Below are 25,303 nucleotides of genomic sequence, written 5' to 3' on the forward strand. Positions count from 1 at the left end.
GATCGGCTCCATCAGCGGAAAAGGTGAAGGGCAAGCCCGGCAACGGCGCAGCCGATCAACACGTGTATCACCCCGCGCTTGTAGCGGAACAGCGCCACAGCCGCCGCGAGCGCTATCACCGCCGAGGACCAGTGGAACGCGCCATCGAACCCGGCCGGCCACAGCACGTGGTAGCCGAAGAACAGCGCAAGGTTGAGGATTACCCCCACCACCGCCGCAGTGATCCCGGTCAGTGGGGCGGTGAACTTCAGTGCGTTGTGGGTCGACTCCACCAGCGGGCCTCCGGCGAGGATGAACAGGAACGAGGGCAGGAAGGTGAACCAGGTCACCAGGCTCGCTGCCACTGCGCCCGCGAGGAACGCCTGGTGGGCGCCGAACATCGGCTGCAGGTAGCCGCCGACGAAACCGACAAAGGCCACCACCATGATCAGCGGCCCGGGCGTGGTCTCGCCCAGCGCCAGGCCATCGATCATCTGCGTGGGCGACAGCCAGCCATAGTGGCCGACAGCCCCTTGATAGACATAGGGCAGCACCGCATAGGCACCGCCGAAAGTCAGCAGCGCCGCCTTGGTGAAGAACCAGCCCATTTGCGTCAGTGTGCCGTGCCAGCCAAAGGCCGCCATCAGCAGGCCCATGGGCAGAAGCCAAAGCGCTGCAACTGCCAGCAGCAAGGTCACCAGGCGGCCCCAGCTGAAGCGGGCGTGCGCGGGTATCGGGGTATCGTCGTCGATCAACGCCGGGCGCTGGCGGGGGCTGGCTGCGCTGTGGCCACCACCGGGCGCGAACTGTGCCGGCAGCAGCCGGCCGCCGACATAACCCAGCAGTGCGGCCGCCAGCACGATCAGCGGGAAGGGGACGTCAAGCGCGAAAATGGCCACGAACGAGGCCGCGGCAATCGCCCATAGCCAGCCGTTCTTCAACGCCCGCGTGCCAATGCGGTGGGCGGCATGCACGACGATGGCGGTCACGGCCGGCTTGATCCCTTCGAAAATCCCGGCGACCACCGGTACTTCGCGCCAGGTCAGGTACACCCACGACAGGCCGATCAGGATGAACAGCGACGGGAGCACGAACAGAGCGCCGGCCATCACCCCGCCCCAGGTGCGGTGCATCAGCCAGCCGATGTAGGTGGCCAGTTGCTGGGCCTCGGGCCCGGGCAGCAACATGCAGTAGTTGAGGGCATGCAGGAAACGCCGTTCACTGATCCAGCGGCGCCGCTCCACCAGCTCCTGGTGCATGATCGCAATCTGCCCGGCCGGGCCGCCGAAACTGACGAAACCCAGCTTCAGCCAGAACAGCAATGCCTGGGCCAGGCCGACAGAGGCGGGTGTTTGCCCGGCGGTTGCTTGCAGGTGTTCAGCCATGCGGTGTGCCCTTGCTTTCAGCCAGTCGCAGCGCGTTGGCGCTTGATTCGGTACATGTGCCCGTCAGCATGGCGCAGTAACATGTCGGCATCGTTGCCGTCTTCGGGAAAGCGGGCCACGCCAATACTGCAGGATGGTGCATCGATGCCGGCAAACTCGGCATCGAGCGGTTCAGCCATGACCGCGAGAATGTACTGCACGTGCGTGGCAATGGCCTCCGGCGACGGGCAATCGGGCAATAACACGGTGAATTCGTCACCGCCCATCCGCGCTACCGTGCCAGCCGCCCCTACGCAGCTTTCCAGGCGGCGGGCCAGTGTGCACAGGACCCGGTCACCCACGCTGTGGCCGTGGTTGTCGTTGATCTGCTTGAAGTCATTGATATCGAGGAACAGCAAGGCCAGCCTGCGGTTGTAACGCCGGGCTGCGGCCAGGGCAGTGTCCAGCCGTTCATTGAACATGGCGCGGTTGGCCAGCCGGGTCAGCGGGTCATGATGGGCGAGGAAGCGCAGTTCGTCTTCGGCCTTGCGCTGGGCGGTAACGTCCCGCGCCACGCCGATACGCGCCTGGGCCTCCTCGGACCAGCAGGCCGCCCACAGAATGTGCACCACGCTGCCATCCTTGCGAAGGTAACGGTTGCAAAAGTCGTAGTGCGGCTGGCCGTTCATCACCCGCATGATCGAGGCGCGCGTGGCCGCGAGGTCGTCAGGGTGCATGTAGCGGGTAATCGGCGTGCCGATCAGTTCGCAGGCCTCGTAGCCCAGCAGTGTCTTGCAGGCATCACTGACGAACACGATCTGGTTTTCCCTGTCGACCACGAATACCGTGTCCAGCATCAGGTGGATCAGCCTGGGATACAACGCTTGCAGGTCTACGGGCATGGCTCAGGGTGTCCGCGGCAGGGTGACCGATCATAGCCTGAAGGAATACGTCGCAGCTACGGCAGCCTGCAGGGCGGGTGCCCCTTCCTTGAAACTGGCAACGACCGCATCGAAAGGGGTGGGTCTCGTGGATCGTTGCCACCGGTCAGGCCTTGCTGGCCTGTTCGCAGTACAAGGCTGCTCGTGCAGGGGCACTTCATAGCTTGAGGTCGCTATCAATTGCTGACTATCAGCTCCGGCCCCAGGTAATCATTGATCTGCTCGATATCATCATCCCCCAGGCTGCCCACCGACGAGGCCAGCCGCAGGCGCGACATCAGGTAGTTGAGCTTGGCCTCGAACAGATCATGGCGGGCGTCATACAGCAGCTCCTCGGCATTGAGCACATCCGAGTTGGTGCTGGTGCCACCTTCCTTGAAGCCCTTGCGGGTCGAGGTCAGCGAACGCTCGTTGGAGGTCACGGCCTTCTCCAGTGCCTGAATGCGCAGGGCGCCACTCTGCACGCCACGGTACTCGCGGGTCGTGTTGGAAATCACCTCCTGGCGAGTGGCGTCCAGTTCATCCAGGGCCTTGGCGCTGTTGGCGCTGGCCTGGCGGGTCAGGGCACGGGTGCTGCCACCGCTGTACAGCGGGATGTTCAGCTCCAGCCCGATCGAGCTGTAGTGGTTGCGCTGGTTCAGCTCGGAAATCGACTGGCTGCTGCCCGCGGTGTAACCCGCCACGAAATCCAGGGTCGGGTAGTGTCCGGCGCGGGCGCGGTTGACTTCTTCCTCGGCCAGCGCGTAGCTGTGCCGGCGCGCATGAATCAGCGGGCTGTCAGCCTGGGCCTTGACCAGCCACTCCTGCAGGTTGCCCGGCATCAGCGGCGGGGTGCTGAAGCCCGCCTGCAGGGTGGTCAACGCCTGCGGGGTTTCACCAATGTATTCCTCCAGCTTGCGCCGGGCATTGACCAGGTTGTCCTGGGCGTCGATCAGGTCGGCCTCGGCCAGGTCGCGCCGGGCCACCGACTCGTCGACGTCGGTGATGGTGCCGGCGCCCAGTTCCTTGCGCCGCTTCGCCGATGCCAGCTGTTCCTCGAACGCGCTCAGCTTGGCCTTGGCCAGGGTGATGGTTTCGCTGGCCAGCAGCACGTCGAAGTAAGCGTCGGCCAGGCGCACCGCTGCGTCCTGGCTCTTGGCATCGAACACCGCCACGCTGTAGTCGGCGCGTTGCTGGCCCTGGCGGTACTCGGCCATCTTCTGCTTGTTGAACAGCGGCTGGCGCAGGCGCACGTTGGCGCCCTTGGAGTCATAGTCGAGGTCATTGTCCTGGCCATTCTGGCGCTGGCTGCCATTGACCTGGTTGAAGTAGGCCGAGGCGTTGATCTGCGGCAGCAGGCCGGCCTCGCCGATGGCGCGGTTTTCGCCACCGGCATGTTTTTCATGCACGGCAGCGCGGTAGACCGGGCCCTGGTACTGCAACAGGTCCCAGGCTTGCTTCAGGTCCATGGCACTGGCCTGTACGGCAACTCCCAGCAGGCACACCATCAGGCATGGGCGTTTCATGTCATTGCTCCTTGAACGCGGCGTCCACACGTTCGAGCATTGGTTTGAGCAGGTAGCTGAGCAGGTTGCGCTCGCCGGTCTTGATGGTGACGGTGGCAGGCATGCCGGGGCGGATGTGGTTGCTGCCCAGCAGGCCCATGCCGGCCGGCGTCACTTCGACCTGGGCCAGGTAGAACGGCTGCTTGCTTTCTTCATCGAGCAGCCGGTCGGCGGAAATGGTTTTTACCCGGCCGGGAATGTTCGGTGTCTGCGCATGGTTGAAGGCCGGGAAAGCGATGTCCACGGCAAGGCCTGGGACCATCTTGTCGATCGCCTGCACCGGGATCATCGCATCGACCTGCAGCGGCTGGTCGAGCGGCACCACCTCCATGATCTTGGCCCCGGGCTGGATGATGCCGCCGACCGTGGCGATGCTCAGGCCCTGCACCATGCCGTCGATCGGCGAGCGGATCACCGTGTGGGTCACTTCATAGTCCAGTGCGCGCAAGCGATCGGCCAGGGTGGTGTTTTCCTTGGCAGTATCGGTCAGTTGCGACTCCACCTCCTTCAGGTAATCGTGCTGGCGCTGCAGGATGCGCAGCTTGATCTCGGTGGCCTGGCTGCGCGCCCGGGCAATGTTATTGAGGTTTTCGGCCTGGCCGGCGGACAGGTCGGCATTGCTGCGCTCCAGCTCCAGCAGGCGATTGCGGGGTACATAACCTTCGGCGGCCAGTACCCGGGTGCCTTGCAGTTCCTGGTTGAGGAAGCCGATCTGCGAGGCGCGGGCGCCGTACACCTGCTGCAGGCCCTTCAGTTGCACTGCCGAGGCAGTCAGGTTTTCTTCAAGGATGCTCAGTTCACCGGCAAGGCCCGCGCGGCGGGTATCGAGCAGGCGCTGTTGCAGGTCCATGGCGGCCAGCAGGCGTGGGTCATTGGCGTAGTGTTCAAGCAGGGCAGGGTCGAACGTCACGGTATCGCGGCCATCGCGTTCGGCTTCCAGGCGGTTTTCCACGGTCTTGCTGACGATGTACTGGGCGCTGAGAGCGCCTTGTTCGGCCACCGCGCGCAGGGCATCGAGGCGCACCACTTCCTGGCCTTTCTTCACCACATCACCTTCGCGCACCATGATCGCTTCAACGGTGCCACCGCTCAGGTGCTGGACCGCCTTTCGGTTGCTGGTGACCTTGACCGTACCGGTGGCGACCACGCCGGCGTCCAGTGGCGCCAGGCAGGACCACAGCAGGAAGCCGCCGAAGCCGGCGATGACCAGCCATACGCCCCAGCGTACCGGGCGGCCCGCGTCCAGGTCGATCAGGTGGCTGGTCTCGGCGGGGATCAGTTCGGCATGTTGAGTCATCTGCATGGTTGGTTACTCCCGTACTTTGACCGAAGCCAGCGGTGCCGCAGCCGTTGCCGGAATCACCGCGGCCTTGCGCAGCGCGGCGAACACTTCGTCGCGGCTGCCAAGCATGTGCACACCGCCGTCGCGCAGCATCAGTATCTGGTCGACTGCGCACAGCACATTGGGCCGGTGGGAAATCAGCACCACCGTGGCGCCGCGTGCCTTGAGCTCGGCCAGGGCATCGACCAGGGCTTTTTCACCCACGTCATCGAGGTTGGCGTTGGGCTCGTCCAGCACCACCAGGTTGGGTTCGCCATACAGGGCGCGGGCCAGCGCGATGCGTTGCTTCTGGCCGCCAGACAATGGGCTGCCATCGGCGGCCAGGCGGGTGTCGTAACCCTGCGGGAAGCGCAGGATCATGTCGTGTACACCGCTGCTGCGGGCGGCACGGATCACCGCGTCGCTGTCCACCTCGGCAAAGCGGGCGATGTTTTCGGCGATGGTGCCTTCGAACAGCTCCACGTCCTGCGGCAGGTAGCCCAGCCACGGGCCCAGTTCAGCCTTGTTCCAGGTGAAGATATCGGCGCCGTCCAGGCGCACCTTGCCGGCCTGGGCCGGCCACACACCTACCAGCAGGCGGGCGAGGGTGGACTTGCCCGAGGCCGAAGGGCCGATGACACCCAGGCTGTCACCCGGGGCCAGGCTGAAGCTCACTCCGCGTACGATGCTGGTGCTGCTGCCAGGGGCGCCGGCGATCACGTTCTCCACGGCCAGCATGCCCATTGGCCGCTGCAGCGACATGCTCGGTGGCCGTTGCGGGTAGTCCTGCAGCAGGTCATTGAGCCTGCCCCAGGCCAGGCGGCAGCCCAGCAGTTGCTTCCACGCGGCGATTACCTGTTCCACCGGGCCCAGGGCTCGGCCGGTCAGGATCGAGCAGGCGATCATCATGCCGGGGGTGATCGTCCCCTCGATCGCCAGCAGCGCGCCGGTGCCGAGGATCAGCGATTGCAGGGTGATGCGCACGAAGCGCCCGGTGCTGCTGATCAGCGCCGCGCGGTCGGAGGCCAGGGTCTGCATCTGCAGGATGCGCAAGTGGCCCTGGTACCAGCGCTTGCCGATTGACGGCAGCATGCCCATGGCTTCGATCACTTCGGCGTTGCGCAGGTTGTTGTTGGCGTAGCTGGCTGACGACATGGCTGCCTGGTTGGCTTCGGCCAAGGGCTTTTGCGTAGCCTTTTCAGTGAGGTAGGCCAGCCCGACGAGGATCAGCGAGCCAATCGTGGTGACCAGCCCGAGCCAGGGGTGGATCAGGTAACAAACCAGCAGGTAGATCGGTGTCCAGGGGGCGTCGAAGAACGCGAACAGGCCGTTGCCGGTGAGAAACTGCCGTACCTGCGCCAAGTCCTGCAGGGCCTGGGCCGGGTTACCGCCGGCACGGCTCAGGTTGCGTTCGAAGGCAGCGCTGAAGAGGCGCCGGTTCAGGCTCATGTCCAGGCCGTTGCCCACCCTTATCAACACCCGGGTGCGGACCATCTCCAGGGCCGACATCAGCAGGAACAGCCCGACCACCAGCAAGGTGAGCATGCCCAAGGTCGTGACATTGCGGCTGACCAGGGCGCGGTCGTACACCTGCAACATATAAATGGCTGGCGTCAACATCATGACGTTTATCACACCGCTGAAGGCGGCCAGGGCGTAGAAGCTGCGGCGCAAGCGAAACAGCACGTCGGCCAGCTCGGAGCGGGTGCGTGGTGGCTTAGCCATCGGGGGGCCTCCCTTCATCACAAAGCGGGAAGCCCTTGCGGCGCCCCGTAAAACGGTAGTTGTGGCTTCTTGGTCGGCTCGCAGGCGGGTCGCTCTGATGGCGATATTGGCCAAAACGCTGCGTTGCTCCCACATGCAGCAGCGTAGGTTGCAACGAAACATTCCGTAATATCATTTTGCTCTATAAATACTTTGAACTTTTCATAAGTCACAGGAAAACAGTGAGTTGCATCGAATTATCATTGGTCGAGATTTTTTTGACGAAATATTGACAAGCTTTTGGCCTACGACTTTAGTCTGAAGTATTCGGGCCCTGTGCGAGCTGGGATCGATGCACGTGCGTTACACCTGTTGCGCACGGTTTACAGGGCCCCTCCTGCAACGGGGGGCCAGCTTGCCAAGAAGAGGCCAGAGGTTTCAGCACACGAGTGCTGGGCTACTGAGCCCGGTACACCCAACCAGATTCTGCGCACGTCAACACTGACTGGGCGCGGGAAGGACCCTGTTGCCCTGTGTCATCTCCGGACAGATCGAGGGCAACTGCAATGGCCAATTTCAGCAAGTCGGACCTTGAATTCATCCTCAAACAGATCTTCATCGCTGAGGCACACGCCGATGGCGCCAGCCTGATCGACCTGTTGCCCAACAGCCAGGTACCCTTTGGCCTGCGCACGGTGGATGGCAGCTACAACAACCTGGTCACCGGGCAGAGCGAGTTCGGCGCAGCCGACAACTCGTTCCTGCGCCTGCTCGAAGCGTCTTACCGCGCCAACTATGTCGGCACCGGCAATGTCGTCGATTCGCAACCGCGCACCATCAGCAACCTGATCGTCGACCAGACAGCCAACAACCCGGCCGCCGTCGAGGCCAACGGCGGTGCCGCGCCGGTGATGAGCCCTGGTATCGATGGCGTATTCGGCACCGCAGACGACAAGCCTGTGTTCTTCATCCCCAACGTGTCGCCAGACGCCGGGCTGACCGCCGGCTTCAACGCCTGGATGACCTTCTTCGGTCAGTTCTTCGACCACGGCCTGGACCTGGTCAGCAAGAGCAGCACCGACATCGTGTTCATCCCGCTGCGCCCGGACGACCCCCTGTTCGTGGCCGGCAGCCCGACCAACTTCATGGTGCTGTCCCGCGCCGTGCGCACCGCCGGCGCCGATGGCGTGGTGGGTACCGCCGACGATAGCCAGCCCAACACCACCTCGCCCTTTGTCGACCAGAGCCAGACCTACAGCTCGCACCCCTCGCACCAGGTGTTCCTGCGCGAATACACGGTCAACGCCGCAGGTGAGCCGGTGGCAACCGGGCGCCTGATCACCAACCGTGATCTGGGCGCCGATGGCAAGTTCGGCACCGCCGACGATGGCAACGGCGAAAGCGGTGGCATGGCTACCTGGGCGGTGGTCAAGGCCCAGGCCCGCGACTTGCTGGGTATCAACCTGACCGATGCCGACGTGCATAGCGTGCCGCTGCTGGCCACCGATGCCTACGGCAACTTCCTGCGCGGACCCAACGGCATGCCGCAGGTGGTCGTGCGCGTGAACAACGGCGCCGATGGCATTGCTGGCACCGCCGATGACGTCACCCAGCTGGTCGAGGGCGACCGCAATGCGCCGATCAGCCTGGCCAATGCCGTGAGCACCGGGCATGGCTTCCTTGACGACATCGCCCACAATGCCGCGCCCGTGGTGGTTGGGGGTGTGCTGCAGGCTGACGCCGACACCCTGGTGGGCAACGCACAGCCGGTCGGGCAGGGTGGCAACAACCTGACCTACGACAACGAATTGCTCGACGCGCACTACATCGCCGGTGACGGCCGGGTGAACGAGAACATCGGCCTGACCGCCGTGCACCATGTGTTCCACTCCGAGCACAACCGCCTGGTGCAGCAGACCAAGGATACTCTGCTGGCCGCGGGCGACCTGGCGTTCCTCAATGAGTGGCTGATCGACGACGTCACCGCTATCCCCACCGCGCCTGCCGACATCGCCGCGCTGGTGTGGGATGGCGAGCGGCTGTTCCAGGCTGCCAAGTTCGGCACCGAGATGCAGTACCAGCACCTGGTGTTCGAAGAGTTCGCCCGCACCATCCAGCCGCAGATCGATGAGTTCCTCGCCCCCAACGGCTACGACACCTCGATCAATCCGGCCATCCTCGCCGAGTTCGCCCATGTGGTGTACCGCTTCGGCCACTCGATGCTGACCGAAACCGTCGACCGCTACGACCCGGCGTTCAACCCGGTTTCTGCCGACCCGGCCAACCCCGACCAGCAGTTGGGCCTGATTGCCGCGTTCCTCAACCCGCTGGCGTTCGCCGGTAGCGGGGCCACGGCCGATGAAGCGGCGGGCGCAATCATCCGCGGCGTTACCCGCCAGGTGGGCAACGAGATCGACGAGTTCGTCACCGAAGCCCTGCGCAACAACCTGCTCGGCCTGCCACTTGACCTGCCTGCGCTGAACATCGCCCGTGGTCGTGATACCGGCATCCCCAGCCTGAACGAGGCCCGCCGCGAGTTCTATGCCGCCACCGGCGACAGCCAGCTCAAGCCCTACATCAGCTGGGTCGACTTTGCCGACCACCTCAAGCACCCGGCGTCGCTGATCAACTTCATTGCCGCCTACGGCACCCACAGCAGCATTACCGGGGCCACCACCGAGGCCGCCAAGCGCGCCGCCGCCGTGGCACTGGTACTTGGCGGAGACGGCGCCCCCCTCGACCGCCTCGACTTCCTCAACGGCACCGGTGCCTATGCCAACGTGACGCTGGCCGGCGCGGACGGCATCGCCGGCACGGCCGACGACATTGCCGGGGTGACCGTGACCGGGGTCGACGCCATCGACTTCTGGGTCGGCGGCCTGGCCGAGAAGAAAATGCCGTTTGGCGGCATGCTCGGTTCCAGCTTCAACTTTGTCTTCGAAACCCAGCTGGAAGCGCTGCAGAACGGTGACCGCTTCTACTACCTGTCGCGCACGGCGGGCATGAATTTTGGTACGGAGCTGGAAAACAACTCCTTCGCCAAGCTGATCATGGCCAACTCCGACGTCACCCACCTGTCCAACACCGTGTTCCTCACGCCCACGTTCACCCTGGAAGTGAACCAGGCCAACCAGTTCACCGGGTTGGGTGCCGACGGCAAGGCCGACCCCACTGGCGGCATCGAGATCAACGGGGTTGAAATCGTTCCGTTGGTGATCCGCGATAACCCCGATACTGTCGGGTCAGACGGCAACTTCCTGCATTACACCGGTGAAGACCATGTGGTGCTGGGTGGCACCGCTGGCAACGACATCATCATCTCCAGCGAAGGCGACGATACCCTCTATGGCGATGCCGGTGATGACCTGCTCGAAGGCGGTGCCGGCAACGACGCGGTGCTGGGTGGCGCGGGCGACGACATCATCACCGATTCGTTCGGCGACAACCGCCTGGAAGGCAACGCCGGCAACGACGTGATCGTCGCTGGCAGCATGGGGGTTGCCGGTAACCTGATCCTGGGCGGCGATGGCCAGGACTTCATCATCACCACCGAAGACATCAGCACCACCTTCGGTGGCCTGGGCGACGACTTCATCCTCGGCGCCAAGACCAACCTGCCACCTACCGGTAACGAAGGTGACGACTGGATCGAGAAGGGCACCCAGGACGGCGCACCTGGTGACAACTTCGCACCCTTGCTGGGTGACGAAGTCATTGGCAACGACATCTTCGTCGGGGGCGGCGGCTTTGACGAAATGATCGGTGAGGGCGGCGACGATATCTTCGTCGGCAGCGATGCCCAAGACAAAATGGACGGCATGTCCGGTTTCGACTGGGTCACCAACAAGAATGACCGCGTGGGTGTCACCGTGGACCTCAGCCTGGCCGCCTTGGCTCAGCCCCATGGCAACGCGCCTAACCAGAACGCTGGCGTGTTCAACCCGGTGGGCGCTTCGCCGGCATCGATTCTGGACAGGTTCGCCGAGGTCGAAGGGGTGTCCGGTTCGGCCTACGCCGATGTGCTCAAGGGCGACGACGTCGATGCCGTGACCATTCTCAACCATGGCGGCGCCACCGGCAGTGCGCTGACCAACGTGGCGCTGATACGTGGGCTGCAGCAGTTCCTGGCGGATGCCGGCCTGCCCACCACCGGCTTTGCCACCGGCAACATCATGCTCGGCGGCAATGGCAGTGACCTGATCGAAGGCCGGGGTGGCGATGACCTGATCGATGGCGACAAGTGGCTCAACGTGCGCATCGCCGTTTACGCCCCTGGCGACGTCGACCACACCGGCCCGGAAATCGCCAGCTTCGACAGCATGGCCGACATGATTCCGTTCATGCTTGACCGCACCTACAACCCCGGTCAACTCAAGGCCGTGCGCGAAATCCTGCCCGGGACTTCGACCGGCGGGGCCGCCTTCGATACGGCAATATTCTCTGGGCTACAGAGCGAGTACCTGGTGACCCAGAACACCAAGGGCACCGCCGATGTCGCCGATGACGTCTGGACCGTGACCGACACCGTGGCCGGCCGCGATGGCGTCGATACCCTGTTGCACATCGAGCGCCTGCAGTTTGCCGATAGCCAGCGCGTACTGGTGGAGGGGGTGAACGCACAACCCACCGGCAGCCCGACCCTGCTCGACAGCAACGGCGGTGCGATTACCGTGGGTGACATGCTGACGGTGAGCGTGGCCGCTGTGCTCGACGCCGACAATATCAGTGCGGGCAACCCGACGGGCTCGCTCGCCGACCGTTCGGTGTCTTACTACTGGCAGTTCGAGGCCGACCCGGGCAGCGGTGTGTTCCAGGACATCATCCTGCTACCGGCCGGCGACCTGGCCTTCCAGAGCGCCGATGGCACTTCGTTCAAGGTGTCGCCAGACCTGGCCGGGCTGAGCCTGCGGGTCAAGGCGATCTATCAGGATGCCCATGGCACCACCGAAGTGCTGTACTCGCAGCCTACCACCGTGGTGCAACCTGGCGCGCCCGTGGTGCCGACAGTGGCCACCCCGGTGGTGGATGCCAGTGACGGCGGTGCCGGCCTGCACATGGTGCGCTCCGACCTGAACTTCATCCTCGCGCAAATCAAGATTGCCGAGGCCGATGCCGCCGGGCAGGACATCCTCTCGCTGATCCCCAACGTCCGCGCAGCCATGGGCCTGCGTGCGGTGGATGGCTCGAACAACAACCTGATGAACCTGAACGGCAACAACAACACCCAGTACGGTGCCGCCGACAACGTCTTCCCGCGCGTGACCGACCCGGTATTCAACCCGGCCGAAGGTGCGCCAGCCGGTTTCTTCGGCCCAGGTTCCCCGGCGATCCCGGGGTCGTCGTACCAGCAGACCAGCGGGCCGGTGTTCGATTCGCAGCCACGTACCATCAGCAACCTGATTGTCGACCAGACCTCCAACAACCCGGCAGCCTATGCCACCGCGTATGACCCGGGTGCCGATGGCGTGCTCAACTTCGGCGCCGCAGGCAACGACGACGTACTCAAGGATGGCGTGCGCATCGTCGCCAGCCCGGGCATGGACGGCCAGTTCGGCACCACCGACGACCATGACGTGTACCTGTTCGAGAACACCGCTGCCGATGCCGGGCTGTCTGCGCCGTTCAACGCCTGGATGACCTTCTTCGGGCAGTTTTTCGACCATGGCCTGGACCTGGTCACCAAGGGCGGCTCCGGTACCATCTACATCCCGCTGCAACCGGATGACCCGCTGTACGTGGAGGGTGGCTTCACCAACTTCATGGTGGTAACCCGTGCCACCAACCTGCCTGGTCCGGACGGCATCCTTGGCAACGCCGACGACATCCGCGAACACACCAACACCACCACGCCGTTCGTCGACCAGAACCAGACCTACAGCTCGCATCCCTCGCACCAGGTGTTCCTGCGCGCCTATCTCATGACTGACGACGGCCCGGTCGCCACGGGCCGGTTGATCACCAATCGCGACCTGGGCGCTGATGGGCGGTTCGGCACGGCCGACGACACCGAGATCGGCGGCATGGCCACCTGGAAGGTGGTCAAGGCCCAGGCCCGCGACCTGCTCGGCATCAACCTGACCGATGCCGACGTCGACAACGTGCCGCTGCTGGCCACCGACGCCTACGGCAACTTCATCAAAGGGCCCAACGGCTACCCGATGGTGGTGATGAAAGGCCTGGACGGTATTGCCGGCACCGCTGATGACCAGGAGGTCGAAGGCAACCCGCTGGCGCCGCTCGACCTGACCAACGCCGTGCGTACCGGGCACCAGTTCCTTGCCGACATCGCCCACAATGCCGTGCCGGTGTTCAGTGGCGGCGTGCTGGCGCCGGATGCCGACAACGTTGCCGGCAATGCCGTGCCGGTCAACCCGCAGACCGGTGCCAACCTGGCCTACGACAACGAACTGCTGGACGCGCACTACATCGCCGGTGACGGCCGGGTCAACGAGAACATCGGCCTGACCGCCGTGCATGCGATTTTCCACTCCGAGCACAACCGGCTGGTGGCGCAGACCATGGACACCGTGCTCGACTCGGGTGACCTGGCCTTCCTCAACGAGTGGCTGCTCAACCCCGTCAGCGCCTTACCAGTCACCCCGGCCGAGATCGATGCCCTGGTGTGGAATGGCGAGCGGCTGTTCCAGGCGGCCAAGTTCGGCACCGAAATGCAGTACCAGCACCTGGTGTTCGAGGAGTTCGCCCGCACCGTGCAACCTCGGGTCGACCTGTTCTTTGCCCCGACCCAGGTGTACGACGTCGACCTCGATGCCTCGATCGTGGCCGAGTTCGCCCACACCGTGTACCGCTTTGGCCACTCGATGCTGACCGAGACTGTCGACCGCTTCGACATCGACTTCAACGTCATCCAGGACCCGGCCAGCGCCAACCCCGACCAGCAACTGGGGCTGATCGCGGCCTTCCTCAACCCGCTGGCTTATGCCGCCAGTGGCGTAACCCCCGAGGACGCCACCAGCGCCATCGTGCGCGGGGTCACCCGCCAGGCCGGTAACGAAATCGACGAGTTCGTCACCGAGGCGCTGCGCAACAACCTGCTCGGCCTGCCACTGGACCTGCCAGCGATCAACATCGCCCGTGGCCGCGACGTCGGTATCCCTTCGCTGAACGCTGTGCGCCGTGAAATCTACGGGCAAACCGGCGATACCCAGCTCAAACCGTACAGCAGTTGGGTCGACCTGGTGCAACACCTGAAACATCCAGAGTCGCTGATCAACTTCATCGCGGCCTACGGCACCCACAGCACCATCACCGCTGCCACCACCCTGCTGGAAAAACGCGCCGCGGCCATGGCCTTGGTGTTCGGCGGCGATGGCGCACCCGCCGACCGCATGGACTTCCTCAACAGCAGCGGCGCCTGGGCCAATGTGACCCTGCCCGGCAAGGACGGTGTACTGGGTACTGCCGATGACCTCAAGGCAGTCACCGTGACCGGTGTCGATGCCATCGACCTGTGGATCGGCGGCCTGGCGGAAGCAAAAGCGCCATTTGGCGGCATGCTCGGCAGCACCTTCAACTTTGTATTCGAGAACCAGATGGAGAAACTGCAGGACGGCGACCGCTTCTACTATTTGGAGCGCACCGCGGGCCTGTCGATGAACGCCGAGCTGGAAAGCAACTCGTTCGCCAAGCTGATCATGGCCAACAGCTCAGCCACCCACCTGCCAGGCCTAGTGTTCTCCGACCCTGGCTTCTACCTGGAACTGGACCAGACCAAGCAGTACAACGAGGGCCTTGGCAGCGCCGACCCGCTGGGCGAAAACGGCGAGCAGGTGGTGTTCCGCGACAGCCCGCTGACGGCTGGCCCGGACACCCACTACATCCGCTATGCCGGTGCCGAGCACATCGTGCTGGGCGGCACCAACGGGGACGATATTCTGGTCTCCAGCGAAGGCGACGACACGGTCTGGGGTGATGCCGGCAACGACCGCATCGAGGGGGGTGACGGTAACGACCAGCTGCGCGGTGGGGCCGGCGACGACATCATCAGCGACATGGGCGGTGACGACAACATCCAGGGCGGCGACGGCAACGATGTGTTGCACGGCGGTAATGGCATCAACCTGATCATCGGCGGTTTCGGCAATGACTTTATCGTCACTGGTGAGGACGCCTCCGAAGCCATCGGCGGTCAGGGCAATGACTTCATCCTCGGCAGCAAGGCCAACGAGCAGGACATGGGCAACGAAGGTGACGACTGGATCGAGAAGGGCACCTCGGACGGCGCGCCTGGCGACAACTTCGACCCGCTCGGCAACGACCCGATCATCGGTAACGACGTATTTGTCGGCGGCAACGAGAACGACAAGTTCAACGGTGAAGGCGGCGACGACATCATGGTCGGCAGCCTGGGGTTCGGCGACCGTTACATTGGTGGCTCGGGCTATGACTGGGCAACCTTCAAGGACTTGGCCCAAGGCGTGTCCATCGACATGAGCGACCGCTTCTTCGATGTGCCGCTGGTACCGGGTTCGGGCGCTTCGACGCTGGTGCGCTTCGACATCATGGAAGGCCTGTCGGGCTCGGCGCATGGCGACTTCCTGCGCGGCGACAGCGAAGACGCCACCTCGCTGCCTACTGCAGGTGCTAACGGCAGCGTGTTGACCAACATCAGCCTGATCGACGGCCTGGCCGGCCTGCTGGCGGCCGGGGCGACCTTCTATGACGGTGGCAACATCATCCTCGGCGGCAGCGGTAGCGACCTGCTCGAAGGCCGGGGTGGCGACGATATCCTCGACGGCGACAAGTGGCTGAACGTGCGCATCAGCGTACGCGCCAACCCTGATGGCACCGGCCCGGAAATCGCCAGCTTCAACAGCATGGAGCCGATGGTGCCGTTCATGCTCAATGGCACCTACAAGCCGGGCCAGCTGGTGATCGTGCGGGAGATCCTCAGCGGCACCGACGACTACGACACGGCGGTGTACTCTGGGGTGTCCACCGACTACAGCGTGGTGGTCGATGGCAACTCGGTGACCGTCACCGACCTGGTGGCCGGTCGCGATGGCGTCGACCACCTGACCGGCATTGAGCGCCTGCAGTTCTCTGACAGTTCGCAGGCCTCTGGCGTCGGTACGGCAGTCAACGCCGGCCCCACCGGCCACCTGGCGATTCTCGATGCTACCACCGGCCTGCGCGACGATACGCCAGTCAGTGGCCAGCTGCTGAGGGTAAGCAACCTCGCCGTGCATGACGCGGACAATGTCAGCGCAACCAATGCGACCGGTGCGGTGAACGGCCCCGTGGCCTACTACTGGCAAGTCGAGGCGCTGCCGGGTTCCGGGGTTTATGAAGACATCACGGTTGTGGCCGCTGGTGAAGCGACACGGGTCACCGGTACGACCTACCGCGTCACGGACGATGTCGCCGGCCTGAACATCCGCGTGCGTGCGGTGTACCAGGATGCCAAGGGCACGCTGGAAATCGTCGATTCGACGCCGAACAGCGCGCCGAGCGCCGGGCCGACCGTGACCGGGCTGCTGGTGCAGAATCAAACGCTCACCGCCAACCCGGCCACCATCGTCGACGCCGACGGCCTGAGCAACCCTCAGTTCACCTTCCAGTGGCAGTCCAACCGGGGTGTCGGTTGGGTCAACATCGCCGGCGCCATCAGCAGCACGTTCGTCCTGACCCAGGCGCAAGTGGGGCAGAACATGCGGGTGGTGGTCAGCTACGTGGATGACTTTGGCGTGCAGGAAAGCGTCGCCTCCGACATCCTCGACCCGGTGGCCAACGTCAACGATGCGCCGACCGGTGCGTTGCTGATCAGCGACACCACGCCCGACCAGGGCCAGACGCTGACCGCGCTCACCGGCGCAATTGCCGACATCGACGGCCTGGGGGCCTTCAGCTTCCAGTGGCAGCAAGGTACCGGCGGCACCTTCGCCGATATCGCCGGGGCTACGGCGGCCACCTTCACCCCTGGCTTCGCCCAGGGTAACCAGCAGCTGCGGGTGATCGTGCGCTACACCGACGGCTTCGGCACCCTGGAGTCGCTGACCTCGGCGGCGACCGCTGCAGTCACCGTGCCACCGGGTGTTGTACTGGTTGGTACCAATGGAGCCAACACCCTGACCGGTGGCGCAGGCAATGACGTGATCTCGGGCTTGGGCGGCAACGACACGCTCAACGGCCTGGGCGGCAGCGACCAGCTGTTCGGTGGCATTGGCAACGACATCCTCAATGGCGGTGACGACCCTGACTTCCTCAATGGCGAGGATGGCAACGATACCCTCAACGGCGGGCTTGGCGCAGATGCCATGAATGGCGGTGCCGGCAACGATACCTTCCTGGTCGACAACGCCGGGGATACGGTCACCGAGGCACTCAATGGTGGCACGGACCAGGTGCAGACCAGCCTGGCCAGCTACACCCTTGGTGCCAACGTCGAGAACCTGACCTATACCGGCAGCAGCGCCTTTACCGGTACCGGTAACGCGCTGGCCAACACCCTCACGGGGGGGGCCGGCAACGACCTGCTCAACGGCGGTGCGGGTGCCGACCGCTTGGTGGGTGGCGTGGGCAACGACACCTATGTGGTGGATGACGCCGGGGATGTAGTGGTCGAGGCGACGGGGGCCGGTACGGACCTTGTGCGTACCACGCTGGCCAGCCACACCATGGCGGCCAACGTCGAGAACCTGGCCTATACCGGGGTGGGCAACTTCACCGGCACGGGTAACGGGCTGGCCAACATCATCGACGGTGGGGCAGGTAATGACACGCTCAGCGGCGACGGCGGTAACGATGTGCTCAACGGCAATGCCGGCAACGACACCCTCAACGGCGACGCCGGGAACGACCAGCTGTTCGGCGGCCTGGGTGACGACCAACTGCGCGGTGGAGGGGGGGACGACAGCCTCGATGCCGGTGGCGGCAACGACACGTTGCTGGGGGAGGCCGGTAACGACAACCTGAACGGGGGCGCTGGCGATGACAGCCTGGATGGCGGCAACGGCAATGACACCCTGCAGGGCGGCGATGGTAACGACACATTGTTCGGCGACGTGGGTACCGACACCCTGATCGGGGGGGCCGGCAACGACTTCCTCAACGGTGCGGCAGGTAACGATACGGTGGTGGGTGGGGCCGGTAACGACACCCTGATAGCCACCGATGGCAACGATGTGTTCCAGTTCGCTGCAGGCTTTGGCAACGACTTGATCATCAATTTTGATGCCATTGCGGCGGGTGGCCAGGACCGGCTGGATATCACCGCCCTCAACATTACCGCAGCCACCTTTGGCGCCAGTGTGACCATCGCCGATGTTGGTGCGGACACCTTGGTAAGTATCGGTGCTGCCGACTCCATACGTTTGGTGGGGGTGGCAGAGGCAACCACGGTGACCTCCGCAGACTTCATCCTGGCCGGTTGAGGGGCGCTGGGGTTAGCTGTTACGGGTACAACAGGGGGGCTGCGCAGCAGCCCCTTTTTCTGCGCAAAGAGTCGCCGAATGGTTCCCCGGGCCTGTCCAGCGACCACGGCAGTTGCTTCGCGTTATACTTCGCGCCTTTTGCCCGTGCCGGAATCCGCCCATGCGCCAGGTTTTGCTCATCGTCGATGTTCAGTCCACCTTCAGCCCACCCGAGTGGCTGGTCGATGGTTTGCGGCGGTTGTCAGCGAACATTCCCACCATAGCCTCGGTCGAGTTGCACGATGAACAGGTCACGCCGTTCGAGCGCCAGCTCGGTTGGCACCCGGCGGCCGAGGACGAAAGCCTGGTCGAGGCCGACCAGGTGTTCGTCAAGCATGGCTATGGGCAAAGTGCCGAAGCTATCGACTACATCCGGCAATTGGGTGTAGAGCGGGTGCTGGTGTGTGGGTTGCAGACCGAAACCTGCGTGCTGGCCGCCGGCTTTGCCCTGTTCGATGCAGGGCTGATGCCCACGCTGGTGACAGACATGACAATAGGGTCGTCGCTGGACCGTTCGGGCAAGCTGGGTACCGACCTGTGGAAGCACCACTTCCGCCAGGTCACTACCTCGGCCGAGGTGCTGGCTGAACTGGCCGGACGCGCGTAGTGCATGCGCCGGCGGGGTCATCTTCGTTCAGGCAGAGGTGACGCGTTCAGCTGGATCGGCTCCACGCGCCTGGTGCTGTTTGCGCCTGCGGGTAAACAGCAGGCGCAACAGGGTGTTCCAGCAATAGCTCACCAGTACCCCTCCAGCGAGTGCCAGGGCCACCTCGAACAGCGGGTGCCTGAAAACATGCTCCGCCACCGACTCGAACTGGAAATGCGTCAGGTAGATATACAAGGTTGACGAAGCGATCACCGCACCTGCCCGTGCAACCAGGGCGGGTACTGGTACCGAGCGGAACCAGACAAGCGCCAGTATCGCTGGCAGGGCGATGTCGACATAGTGTGTGAGCGCTTGCCAGCCAACACCGGCAACCGCCATCAGGTCCAGCTCGCCAACCACCAGCACGGCCACCGCACTGGCCACCCATTTGCGTGAGGTCGTGTCGGCATGGTGCACGGCCATGCCCAGCACCATCACCGCCAGGAAGTGCTGGGGTACCCGGTTGAGCAGGGCACTGGCGTCGAACACGAACTGGTTGAGGAGCACATCCAGCGCTACCAGTGCACAGGCAGCGATGATCAGCCAGCGAAACGGGTCGGCAACCAGCACCTGGCGCACGCGCTTGATCGACAGCACCAGGCCAATGATCACGATCATCTGCACCAACACTTCGATGTACCAATAGTTGAACAGGCTGACCTCGCTGGCGGGGAACCAGTTGGAAACCAGCAGCAGCGATTGCCAATGCAGCCGGTCGAATACCAGCTGGATCAATGCGGTGTACAACAGTGTTGGCACCACGATGGCTGCCAGTGACCTTAGCAGCGTGCGTGCATCGCCACGCGCTTCGATGGCCTTGAGCTGAAAGCGCGCCAGGGCGATGCCGGAGACCAGGAACAGCACCGAGGTTTCGCCGAGTATCGGCCAGTGGTCGAAATCACCCAGGTGGCCGACCACAATCAGGATGATGGCGAGCATGCGGATGAACACCGGCATTTCCATTACCCGCCATACGCCTTTGGGCGGCGTACTCAGCTCGGCCAGCTGGCACACCGGCAGGGTTTCCCAACGTTCAGGCAGGTGGCCGATGAGTGCTTCGAGCACGCGCGAAGCTTGCACGAACGACAGCGAGTCGCCGCCCAGCTCGACAAAGCTCAACCTGGCGTCCAGGCGCGGTACCTGGAGGATGCGTGCCCAGGCTGTACTCAGCTTTTCGGCCAAGGGTGACAACGGTGGGCTGATACTGTCGTCAAATGCAGCAGGCAGCGCGCGTTTGTCGACTTTGCCGTTGGGGGTGAGCGGCAGGGCATCAAGGAACACGAACAGCGCCGGAACCATATAGTCAGGCAGCTGGCCGCTGAGGGCCTGGCGCAGTTCGTCAACACGGATGGCTTGCTGCGCGACGCAATAGGCCACCAGCCGGGTCGATGCACCCTCGTGGTTGGCCAGGACCACGCATTGCCCTATGTGCGGGTGACGGCAGATGGCGTTCTCGATTTCTGCCAGCTCGATGCGATGCCCCCGGATTTTCACCTGGCTGTCAGCGCGCCCCAGAAAACTGGCGCTGCCATCGGCCAGGTAGGTGCCCAGGTCACCCGTGCGGTAACAGCGGTCGGCCGCGTCAGCGGTGAACGGGTTGGCGATGAATTTGGCTTCGGTCAGCCCCGCGTCGCCCCAGTATCCCCGCGACAGGTAGGGGCTGCGGATCAGGATTTCGCCTGTCTCGCCCTCGCTGACCAGCTGGTTGGCCGGGTTTATCACCAGCAATTGTGCATCGGCAATGCCTTTGCCCAAGGGCACCCGGGCATTGTCCACTTCCGGGTCGAGGGTATGGAAAGCCATGGCCTGTGGGGTTTCGGTGGTGCCGTAGAAGTTCACATTGACGGCATTCGGTGCGATGGCGCGGACCTGCTGATACTGCGTCGGGCTGAGTGCATCGCCCCCCCAGAACAGGTAGCGCAGGTGGTCGAGAACCTGGCCGTTCAGGTGTGCGCCAGTTTCGATCAGCTTGCCCAACGGCGGGGTAAGGTGGATCACGCTCACACCGTACTGGTGAAGCCAGCTCGCCAGCCGTGAGGGGTCGGTCAGGGTCGACTGCGCCGGGCAGGCAATGGTCGCGCCAAGCGACAGTGGCGTGAACACGTCGCGGTATACCGGGTCGTGGCCCAGGCCAGAAAGCAGCGAGAAGGTGTCGGCCTGAGTGAAACCGTGCTGGCGCACATGCCAGTCGATGAAGTGCACCAGCGGTGCGTGGTGGGTAACGATGCCCTTGGGTTCACCGGTGCTGCCCGAGGTGAAGGTGATGTAGGCCGGCTGCTCAGGGCTGACAGCGGGCAGCGCGACAGGTTGGCGAGGGAAGGCCTGCAGCGCTTCAGCGGGGGCTTCAGGCACCGTGACGACTATGGGCTGGCCGACGTCGACGCTTGCCTCGGCACAGCGCAGTATCACTGCAGGCTTCAAGGTGTTGACGATTTGCTCGATACGCGCGGCTGGGTAAGCGGCGTCAGCCACGGTGAAGGCCAGGCCGGCACGCAGGCAGCCGAGCATGGCGTATACCAGGGCGGCGCTGCGGCGGCTGACGATGACCACACGATCGGTGCCGCTGGCGGCGTTTTTAACCAGAAACGCGGCAATACCCGCGCTGATCTGCTCCAGTTGGGAGTAGCTGCAGGTTGCGTGCTGGCCAATGATGGCAATGGCCGCCGGGTAGCGGCTGGCCTGCTGGATGAATGCGTGGTGAATGGGCTGTTCGGCACGGTACTCCAGGCACAGCGTCGGGTTCGGGCGCAGGTCCGGCATGATGATCGAGTGCTCCGCAGGAACGTTGGGCTGGCTGGTAGCACAACGCTAGTGCAGGCTGGCTGATGGCGCCAACATTTGAAGGCTGCCTTGCGATAGCCGGGCAGGTCCAGGACCGCAAGCGTGCCCCCATAAAACCCTGCTAACCCTACGGGTTAGCGGTTGTTCCATGGGAGCCGCCTTGCGCTGCGACATGGATTGTCACAGGCCTGGTTTTCAGGCCACATCCACAAGCACGATCTCGCTGTCCTCAATGGCGGTCACCCGCAGCACCGCTTCCTGCTCGATCGCCACGCCATCGCGCGCCTTGGCCCGCAACCCGTTGACTTCCACCAGCCCCTTGGCCGGCACCAGGTAACCCCGGCGTGCGGCATCGAAGCGGTACTCGGCGGTTTCACCCGCCCGCAGGGTGGCAGCCACCAGACGGGCATCGGTACGGATCTGCAGGCTGTCCTCGTCACCCGCGCGGCCGCTGGCCAAGGTCACGAAGCCTTCACCGCGCTCGCCTTTGGGGAACGGCCGGCTACCCCACTGCGGTGCTTCACCGGTGCGCTCCGGCACGATCCAGATCTGGAAAATTCGTGTATCAATGTCTTCCAGGTTGTACTCGCTGTGCACAATGCCGGTACCGGCGCTCATGACCTGAACATCACCGGCTTCGGTACGGCCCTTGTTGCCCAGGCTGTCCTGGTGGCTGATCGCGCCTTCACGCACATACGTGATGATTTCCATGTCGCGGTGCGGGTGCGGTGGGAAGCCGCTGCCGGCCGCGATCAGGTCGTCGTTCCAAACCCGCAGGTTACCCCAGTGCATGCGTGCCGGGTCGTAGTACTCGGCAAACGAGAAATGGTGGTGGGCATCGAGCCAGCCATGGTTGGCGTGGCCGAGGCTTTCGAAGGGTCGCAGTTGCAGCATGGTCGTGCTCCTTGAATCAGTGGAATGACGCCATGATGCGCTAAAGAAACATCGAAAATAAGCGTAAATATCGGCTTAAAACAATCTGTTTTATAGATGCTTTTTATGTGACGTTTTATTCGCTTCATCGCCTAATCCACTGATCTGCAAGCATTCGCTGGCGATTTTTCGTCGATGCGGCGAACATGCCTGCTGTTTTGATTTTCAACGGAGTGACCGTGGCCCACGAGCAACCCTTGGCCCCCGCCGACCTTACCCCTCCTGCCCAGTTGCCCTGGTTTCGCCGCCTGGCCGCCCGCTTGCTGGGGCGTGGCCTGACCCGCCTGCAAGCCCAGCACCGCGACTCGTGGTTCCTCGGCCACGCCACAGGCCAGCGCACTGGCCATGCCGATGGTGTGCGTGAGGGGTTCGAGCGTGGTCGCGTGGAGGGCTATGAAGCGGGGCGCCAGGTGCTGGTGATCCGCGATACGCGCCCCGACAGCGCCGCCGTGCCAGGCCAGGATGACAACTTGTTCGACGACTGGCGCCTGCCGTTGACGGCCGAGTTGAAAAAGCGCTTCAAGGCCGATGTCGCCCAGCGCCTGCCCGCCGAAGCCCAGCCCAGCGCCGCGCAATGGAAGCTGATCTTCAGTGACACCCCGTCTACCTGCGTGGTGGCAGGCGCCGGGGCAGGCAAGTCCACGTCGCTGGTGCTGCGCATCCTGTTGCTGCGTCATTACCTGGGTTACGAGCTGGATGCGATGACCGTGGTCACCTTCACTCGCGAATCGCGCAAGGACTTCATCAAGCGCCTGCTGCAGGTGTTCGCCCTGTGGCAGATCAACCTGCAGCCTGTGCAGGCCCGCGAGCTGGTGCGCACGTTCCATTCGCGCATTCTGCCGCTGGTGCGCAGCCTGCCAGGCTTCGGCCAGGTGCGTGCATTTGAAACACTGGGCCACGAGATGCCTGCCGGGCGTGAGGCCGAGGCCGACAGCAACCCGTTCGACCTGCGCCTGAACGATGCCCAGCGCCAGCAACTGAACCAGTGCTACAGCAGCTTGCTGGGCGAGAGCCCGCGTTTTGCCGAGCTGGTCGGCCAGTTGCGCAGCGAAGCCTTGCAACTGAAGCCGCTGGACCCGAACAACCCCGATGTGCAGAAGCGCGCCCAGGTGACCCAATTGGCCGCCCAGCGCGACGAAGAACTGTGCGACGTGATCGAGGACCTGTGGTTTGCCGCCGGCGTCTGGCCGATCAAGGGCATCGAGCCCTGCCGCGAAACGGTCGATATCCGTGGCAGCCGCTTCCATGTGCATGGCCGCCTGGAAGGCCAGGGGCCGTTGGTGGTGCTGGGCTTCGACCCCGCACAAAGCGCGCAGTACCAGCGCCCCGGCGCCAAGCTGACCGTGCGTGCCGAGTGGGCGGTCAAGCGCACACTGTTGCAGGCGTTCTGCGACAGGCCGCTGATCTGGCTCGACAACTACGCCATGGCCAGGCGCCTGGCGGCATCGTTGGCGGGCGATGCCGTGGCCGGGCCTGGCTTCGAGTACAAGGTCAAGGGCGAACTGGCCCCGGCGCCGCTGCTGGATGCGTTCGTCAGTGCGGCCAATTTCATCGAAAACCTTGGGTTGGAGGTGAACAAAGCGGTGGCGGCGATGAGCTTTCCGTCCGGCGACAGCGATGCACTGTTCTTCGAGGCCCTGGCGCTGTACTGGAAAGCCCTGGAAGCGCACCTGCTGGACCAGTCGCCGCCGGTGATGAGCTACAACCGCATGTTCGCCCTGTTTGGCGAGAACAACCCGGAAAACCTGCACTTGCTGCCCGATCCATTGCTGCGGCCGCTGGCGCACCTGATGATCGACGAGTTCCAGGACGTGTCGCCACAGATCGTCAGTTGGTTGCGTGCCAGCCTCGCCGAAATACGGCGCCGCGGCCCGGCCATGCACACCGGGCGCCATGCCCAGCATTCGTCGTTGCTGTGCGTGGGGGACGACTGGCAATCGATCTACGGCTGGCGTGGCAGCTCGCCCAAGTATTTCATGGAGTTCACCAAGGCGTTCCCGTCGCCGGCCAACACGCGGGTGATGCTGATCGACAACTACCGATGCCAGCAACAGGTGATCGATGCGGCCGAGCACCTGGTCAAGGGCACCCCGGCGATTGCCGGCAAGAAAGCCCGCGCCAGTGGCCCGGCGGCTGAGTTGCCCGGCTCGCCGGTCAAGGTGTTCGACCGTGACGAGGCTGCACTGGGCGAAACGCTTGTCGAGCACTATCAGCGGGGTGAGACGGTCATGATGCTGTACCGCAAGGGCAGTGACCGGGCCTTGATGAACGAGCACCTGCAAAGCGTGTTGCACGCCGACGCGGCGCTTCCGGCCGAGCAGCGCCGGCTGCGCCAGCTGACCTACCACAGTGCCAAGGGTTTGCAGGCCGATGCGGTGTTCATGCTGGGTGACTGCCAGTACCTGACCAGCTCACCCTACAAGAACCAGGTATACCGTCAGGCCGGGTTGGGCAAGGCAGGTGATGCCCAACCGTTCGACTCGGCACAGAAGGAAGAAGTGCAGCGCTTGGCCTACGTGGCGGTGACCCGCGCAGTGCAGCACTGTTATTGGCACGTGGAGACCGCCAGCGGTGACGCCGCAGCGGCCCCACGGGCGTCCAGCCAGGTGGACGGCAAGCAGGCCTTCTTCGAAGACCTGCGCGGGCAGTGAGTGGGGT

Annotated in this window: 10 protein-coding genes; 3 read left to right on the forward strand and 7 right to left on the reverse strand. The window is 64.1% G+C overall.

Features of this window, described 5'->3' with window-relative positions:
* Positions 1-11 precede the first annotated feature (11 nt).
* The 5 genes from chrA to AC3WLP_RS12740 all read right to left on the reverse strand — a co-directional run bounded on the left by chrA (position 12) and on the right by AC3WLP_RS12740 (position 6,874).
* Positions 12-1,364, reverse strand: coding sequence for a chromate efflux transporter (gene chrA / locus AC3WLP_RS12720; protein ID WP_012052831.1), 1,353 nt, complete (start codon positions 1,362-1,364; stop codon positions 12-14).
* A gap of 17 nt (positions 1,365-1,381) precedes the next feature.
* Positions 1,382-2,245: a sensor domain-containing diguanylate cyclase gene (locus tag AC3WLP_RS12725; RefSeq protein ID WP_014753518.1), complete on the reverse strand. Its 864-nt coding sequence runs from the start codon at positions 2,243-2,245 to the stop codon at positions 1,382-1,384.
* A 215-nt stretch (positions 2,246-2,460) separates the two neighbouring features.
* Positions 2,461-3,789, reverse strand: coding sequence for a TolC family outer membrane protein (locus AC3WLP_RS12730; RefSeq protein ID WP_088512757.1), 1,329 nt, complete (start codon positions 3,787-3,789; stop codon positions 2,461-2,463).
* Between the two features lies 1 nt (position 3,790).
* Positions 3,791-5,131 carry an HlyD family type I secretion periplasmic adaptor subunit gene (locus tag AC3WLP_RS12735; protein WP_012052828.1) on the reverse strand — a complete coding sequence of 447 codons (1,341 nt, stop codon included), beginning with the start codon at positions 5,129-5,131 and terminating at the stop codon, positions 3,791-3,793.
* A gap of 6 nt (positions 5,132-5,137) precedes the next feature.
* Positions 5,138-6,874, reverse strand: coding sequence for a type I secretion system permease/ATPase (locus AC3WLP_RS12740; protein WP_014753516.1), 1,737 nt, complete (start codon positions 6,872-6,874; stop codon positions 5,138-5,140).
* A 545-nt stretch (positions 6,875-7,419) separates the two neighbouring features.
* Between AC3WLP_RS12740 and AC3WLP_RS12745 the strand changes: the two genes are divergently transcribed.
* Positions 7,420-18,246 (forward strand): peroxidase family protein, encoded by a 10,827-nt coding sequence (locus tag AC3WLP_RS12745; RefSeq protein WP_088512756.1) that lies wholly within the window; start codon positions 7,420-7,422, stop codon positions 18,244-18,246.
* 160 nt (positions 18,247-18,406) lie between these two features.
* Positions 18,407-18,892 (forward strand): isochorismatase family protein, encoded by a 486-nt coding sequence (locus tag AC3WLP_RS12750; RefSeq protein WP_003250798.1) that lies wholly within the window; start codon positions 18,407-18,409, stop codon positions 18,890-18,892.
* A gap of 27 nt (positions 18,893-18,919) precedes the next feature.
* On the opposite strand, the gene AC3WLP_RS12755 is transcribed toward AC3WLP_RS12750, so the two are convergent.
* The gene (locus tag AC3WLP_RS12755) at positions 18,920-21,691 is read right to left on the reverse strand and encodes an amino acid adenylation domain-containing protein (RefSeq protein WP_088512755.1); all 2,772 of its coding nucleotides are present in this window, start codon (positions 21,689-21,691) and stop codon (positions 18,920-18,922) included.
* A 216-nt stretch (positions 21,692-21,907) separates the two neighbouring features.
* The gene (locus AC3WLP_RS12760) at positions 21,908-22,606 is read right to left on the reverse strand and encodes a pirin family protein (protein WP_003250802.1); all 699 of its coding nucleotides are present in this window, start codon (positions 22,604-22,606) and stop codon (positions 21,908-21,910) included.
* Between the two features lie 185 nt (positions 22,607-22,791).
* Between AC3WLP_RS12760 and AC3WLP_RS12765 the strand changes: the two genes are divergently transcribed.
* On the forward strand, positions 22,792-25,296 hold the full coding sequence (locus AC3WLP_RS12765) for a UvrD-helicase domain-containing protein (RefSeq protein ID WP_088512754.1): 2,505 nt from the start codon (positions 22,792-22,794) through the stop codon (positions 25,294-25,296).
* Positions 25,297-25,303: the final 7 nt, after the last annotated feature.

It is taken from the genome of Pseudomonas sp. FW305-E2 (assembly GCF_058782925.1).

Bases quoted from the DNA above. Each gene is read 5' to 3' on its own strand.
- AC3WLP_RS12745 (WP_088512756.1), top strand. From the start codon at position 7,420: ATGGCCAATTTCAGCAAGTCGGACCTTGAATTCATCCTCAAACAGATC.
- AC3WLP_RS12725 (WP_014753518.1), bottom strand. From the start codon at position 2,245: ATGCCCGTAGACCTGCAAGCGTTGTATCCCAGGCTGATCCACCTGATG.
- AC3WLP_RS12760 (WP_003250802.1), bottom strand. From the start codon at position 22,606: ATGCTGCAACTGCGACCCTTCGAAAGCCTCGGCCACGCCAACCATGGC.
- AC3WLP_RS12765 (WP_088512754.1), top strand. From the start codon at position 22,792: ATGCCTGCTGTTTTGATTTTCAACGGAGTGACCGTGGCCCACGAGCAA.
- AC3WLP_RS12750 (WP_003250798.1), top strand. From the start codon at position 18,407: ATGCGCCAGGTTTTGCTCATCGTCGATGTTCAGTCCACCTTCAGCCCA.
- AC3WLP_RS12740 (WP_014753516.1), bottom strand. From the start codon at position 6,874: ATGGCTAAGCCACCACGCACCCGCTCCGAGCTGGCCGACGTGCTGTTT.
- AC3WLP_RS12755 (WP_088512755.1), bottom strand. From the start codon at position 21,691: ATGCCGGACCTGCGCCCGAACCCGACGCTGTGCCTGGAGTACCGTGCC.
- AC3WLP_RS12735 (WP_012052828.1), bottom strand. From the start codon at position 5,131: ATGCAGATGACTCAACATGCCGAACTGATCCCCGCCGAGACCAGCCAC.
- chrA (WP_012052831.1), bottom strand. From the start codon at position 1,364: ATGGCTGAACACCTGCAAGCAACCGCCGGGCAAACACCCGCCTCTGTC.
- AC3WLP_RS12730 (WP_088512757.1), bottom strand. From the start codon at position 3,789: ATGAAACGCCCATGCCTGATGGTGTGCCTGCTGGGAGTTGCCGTACAG.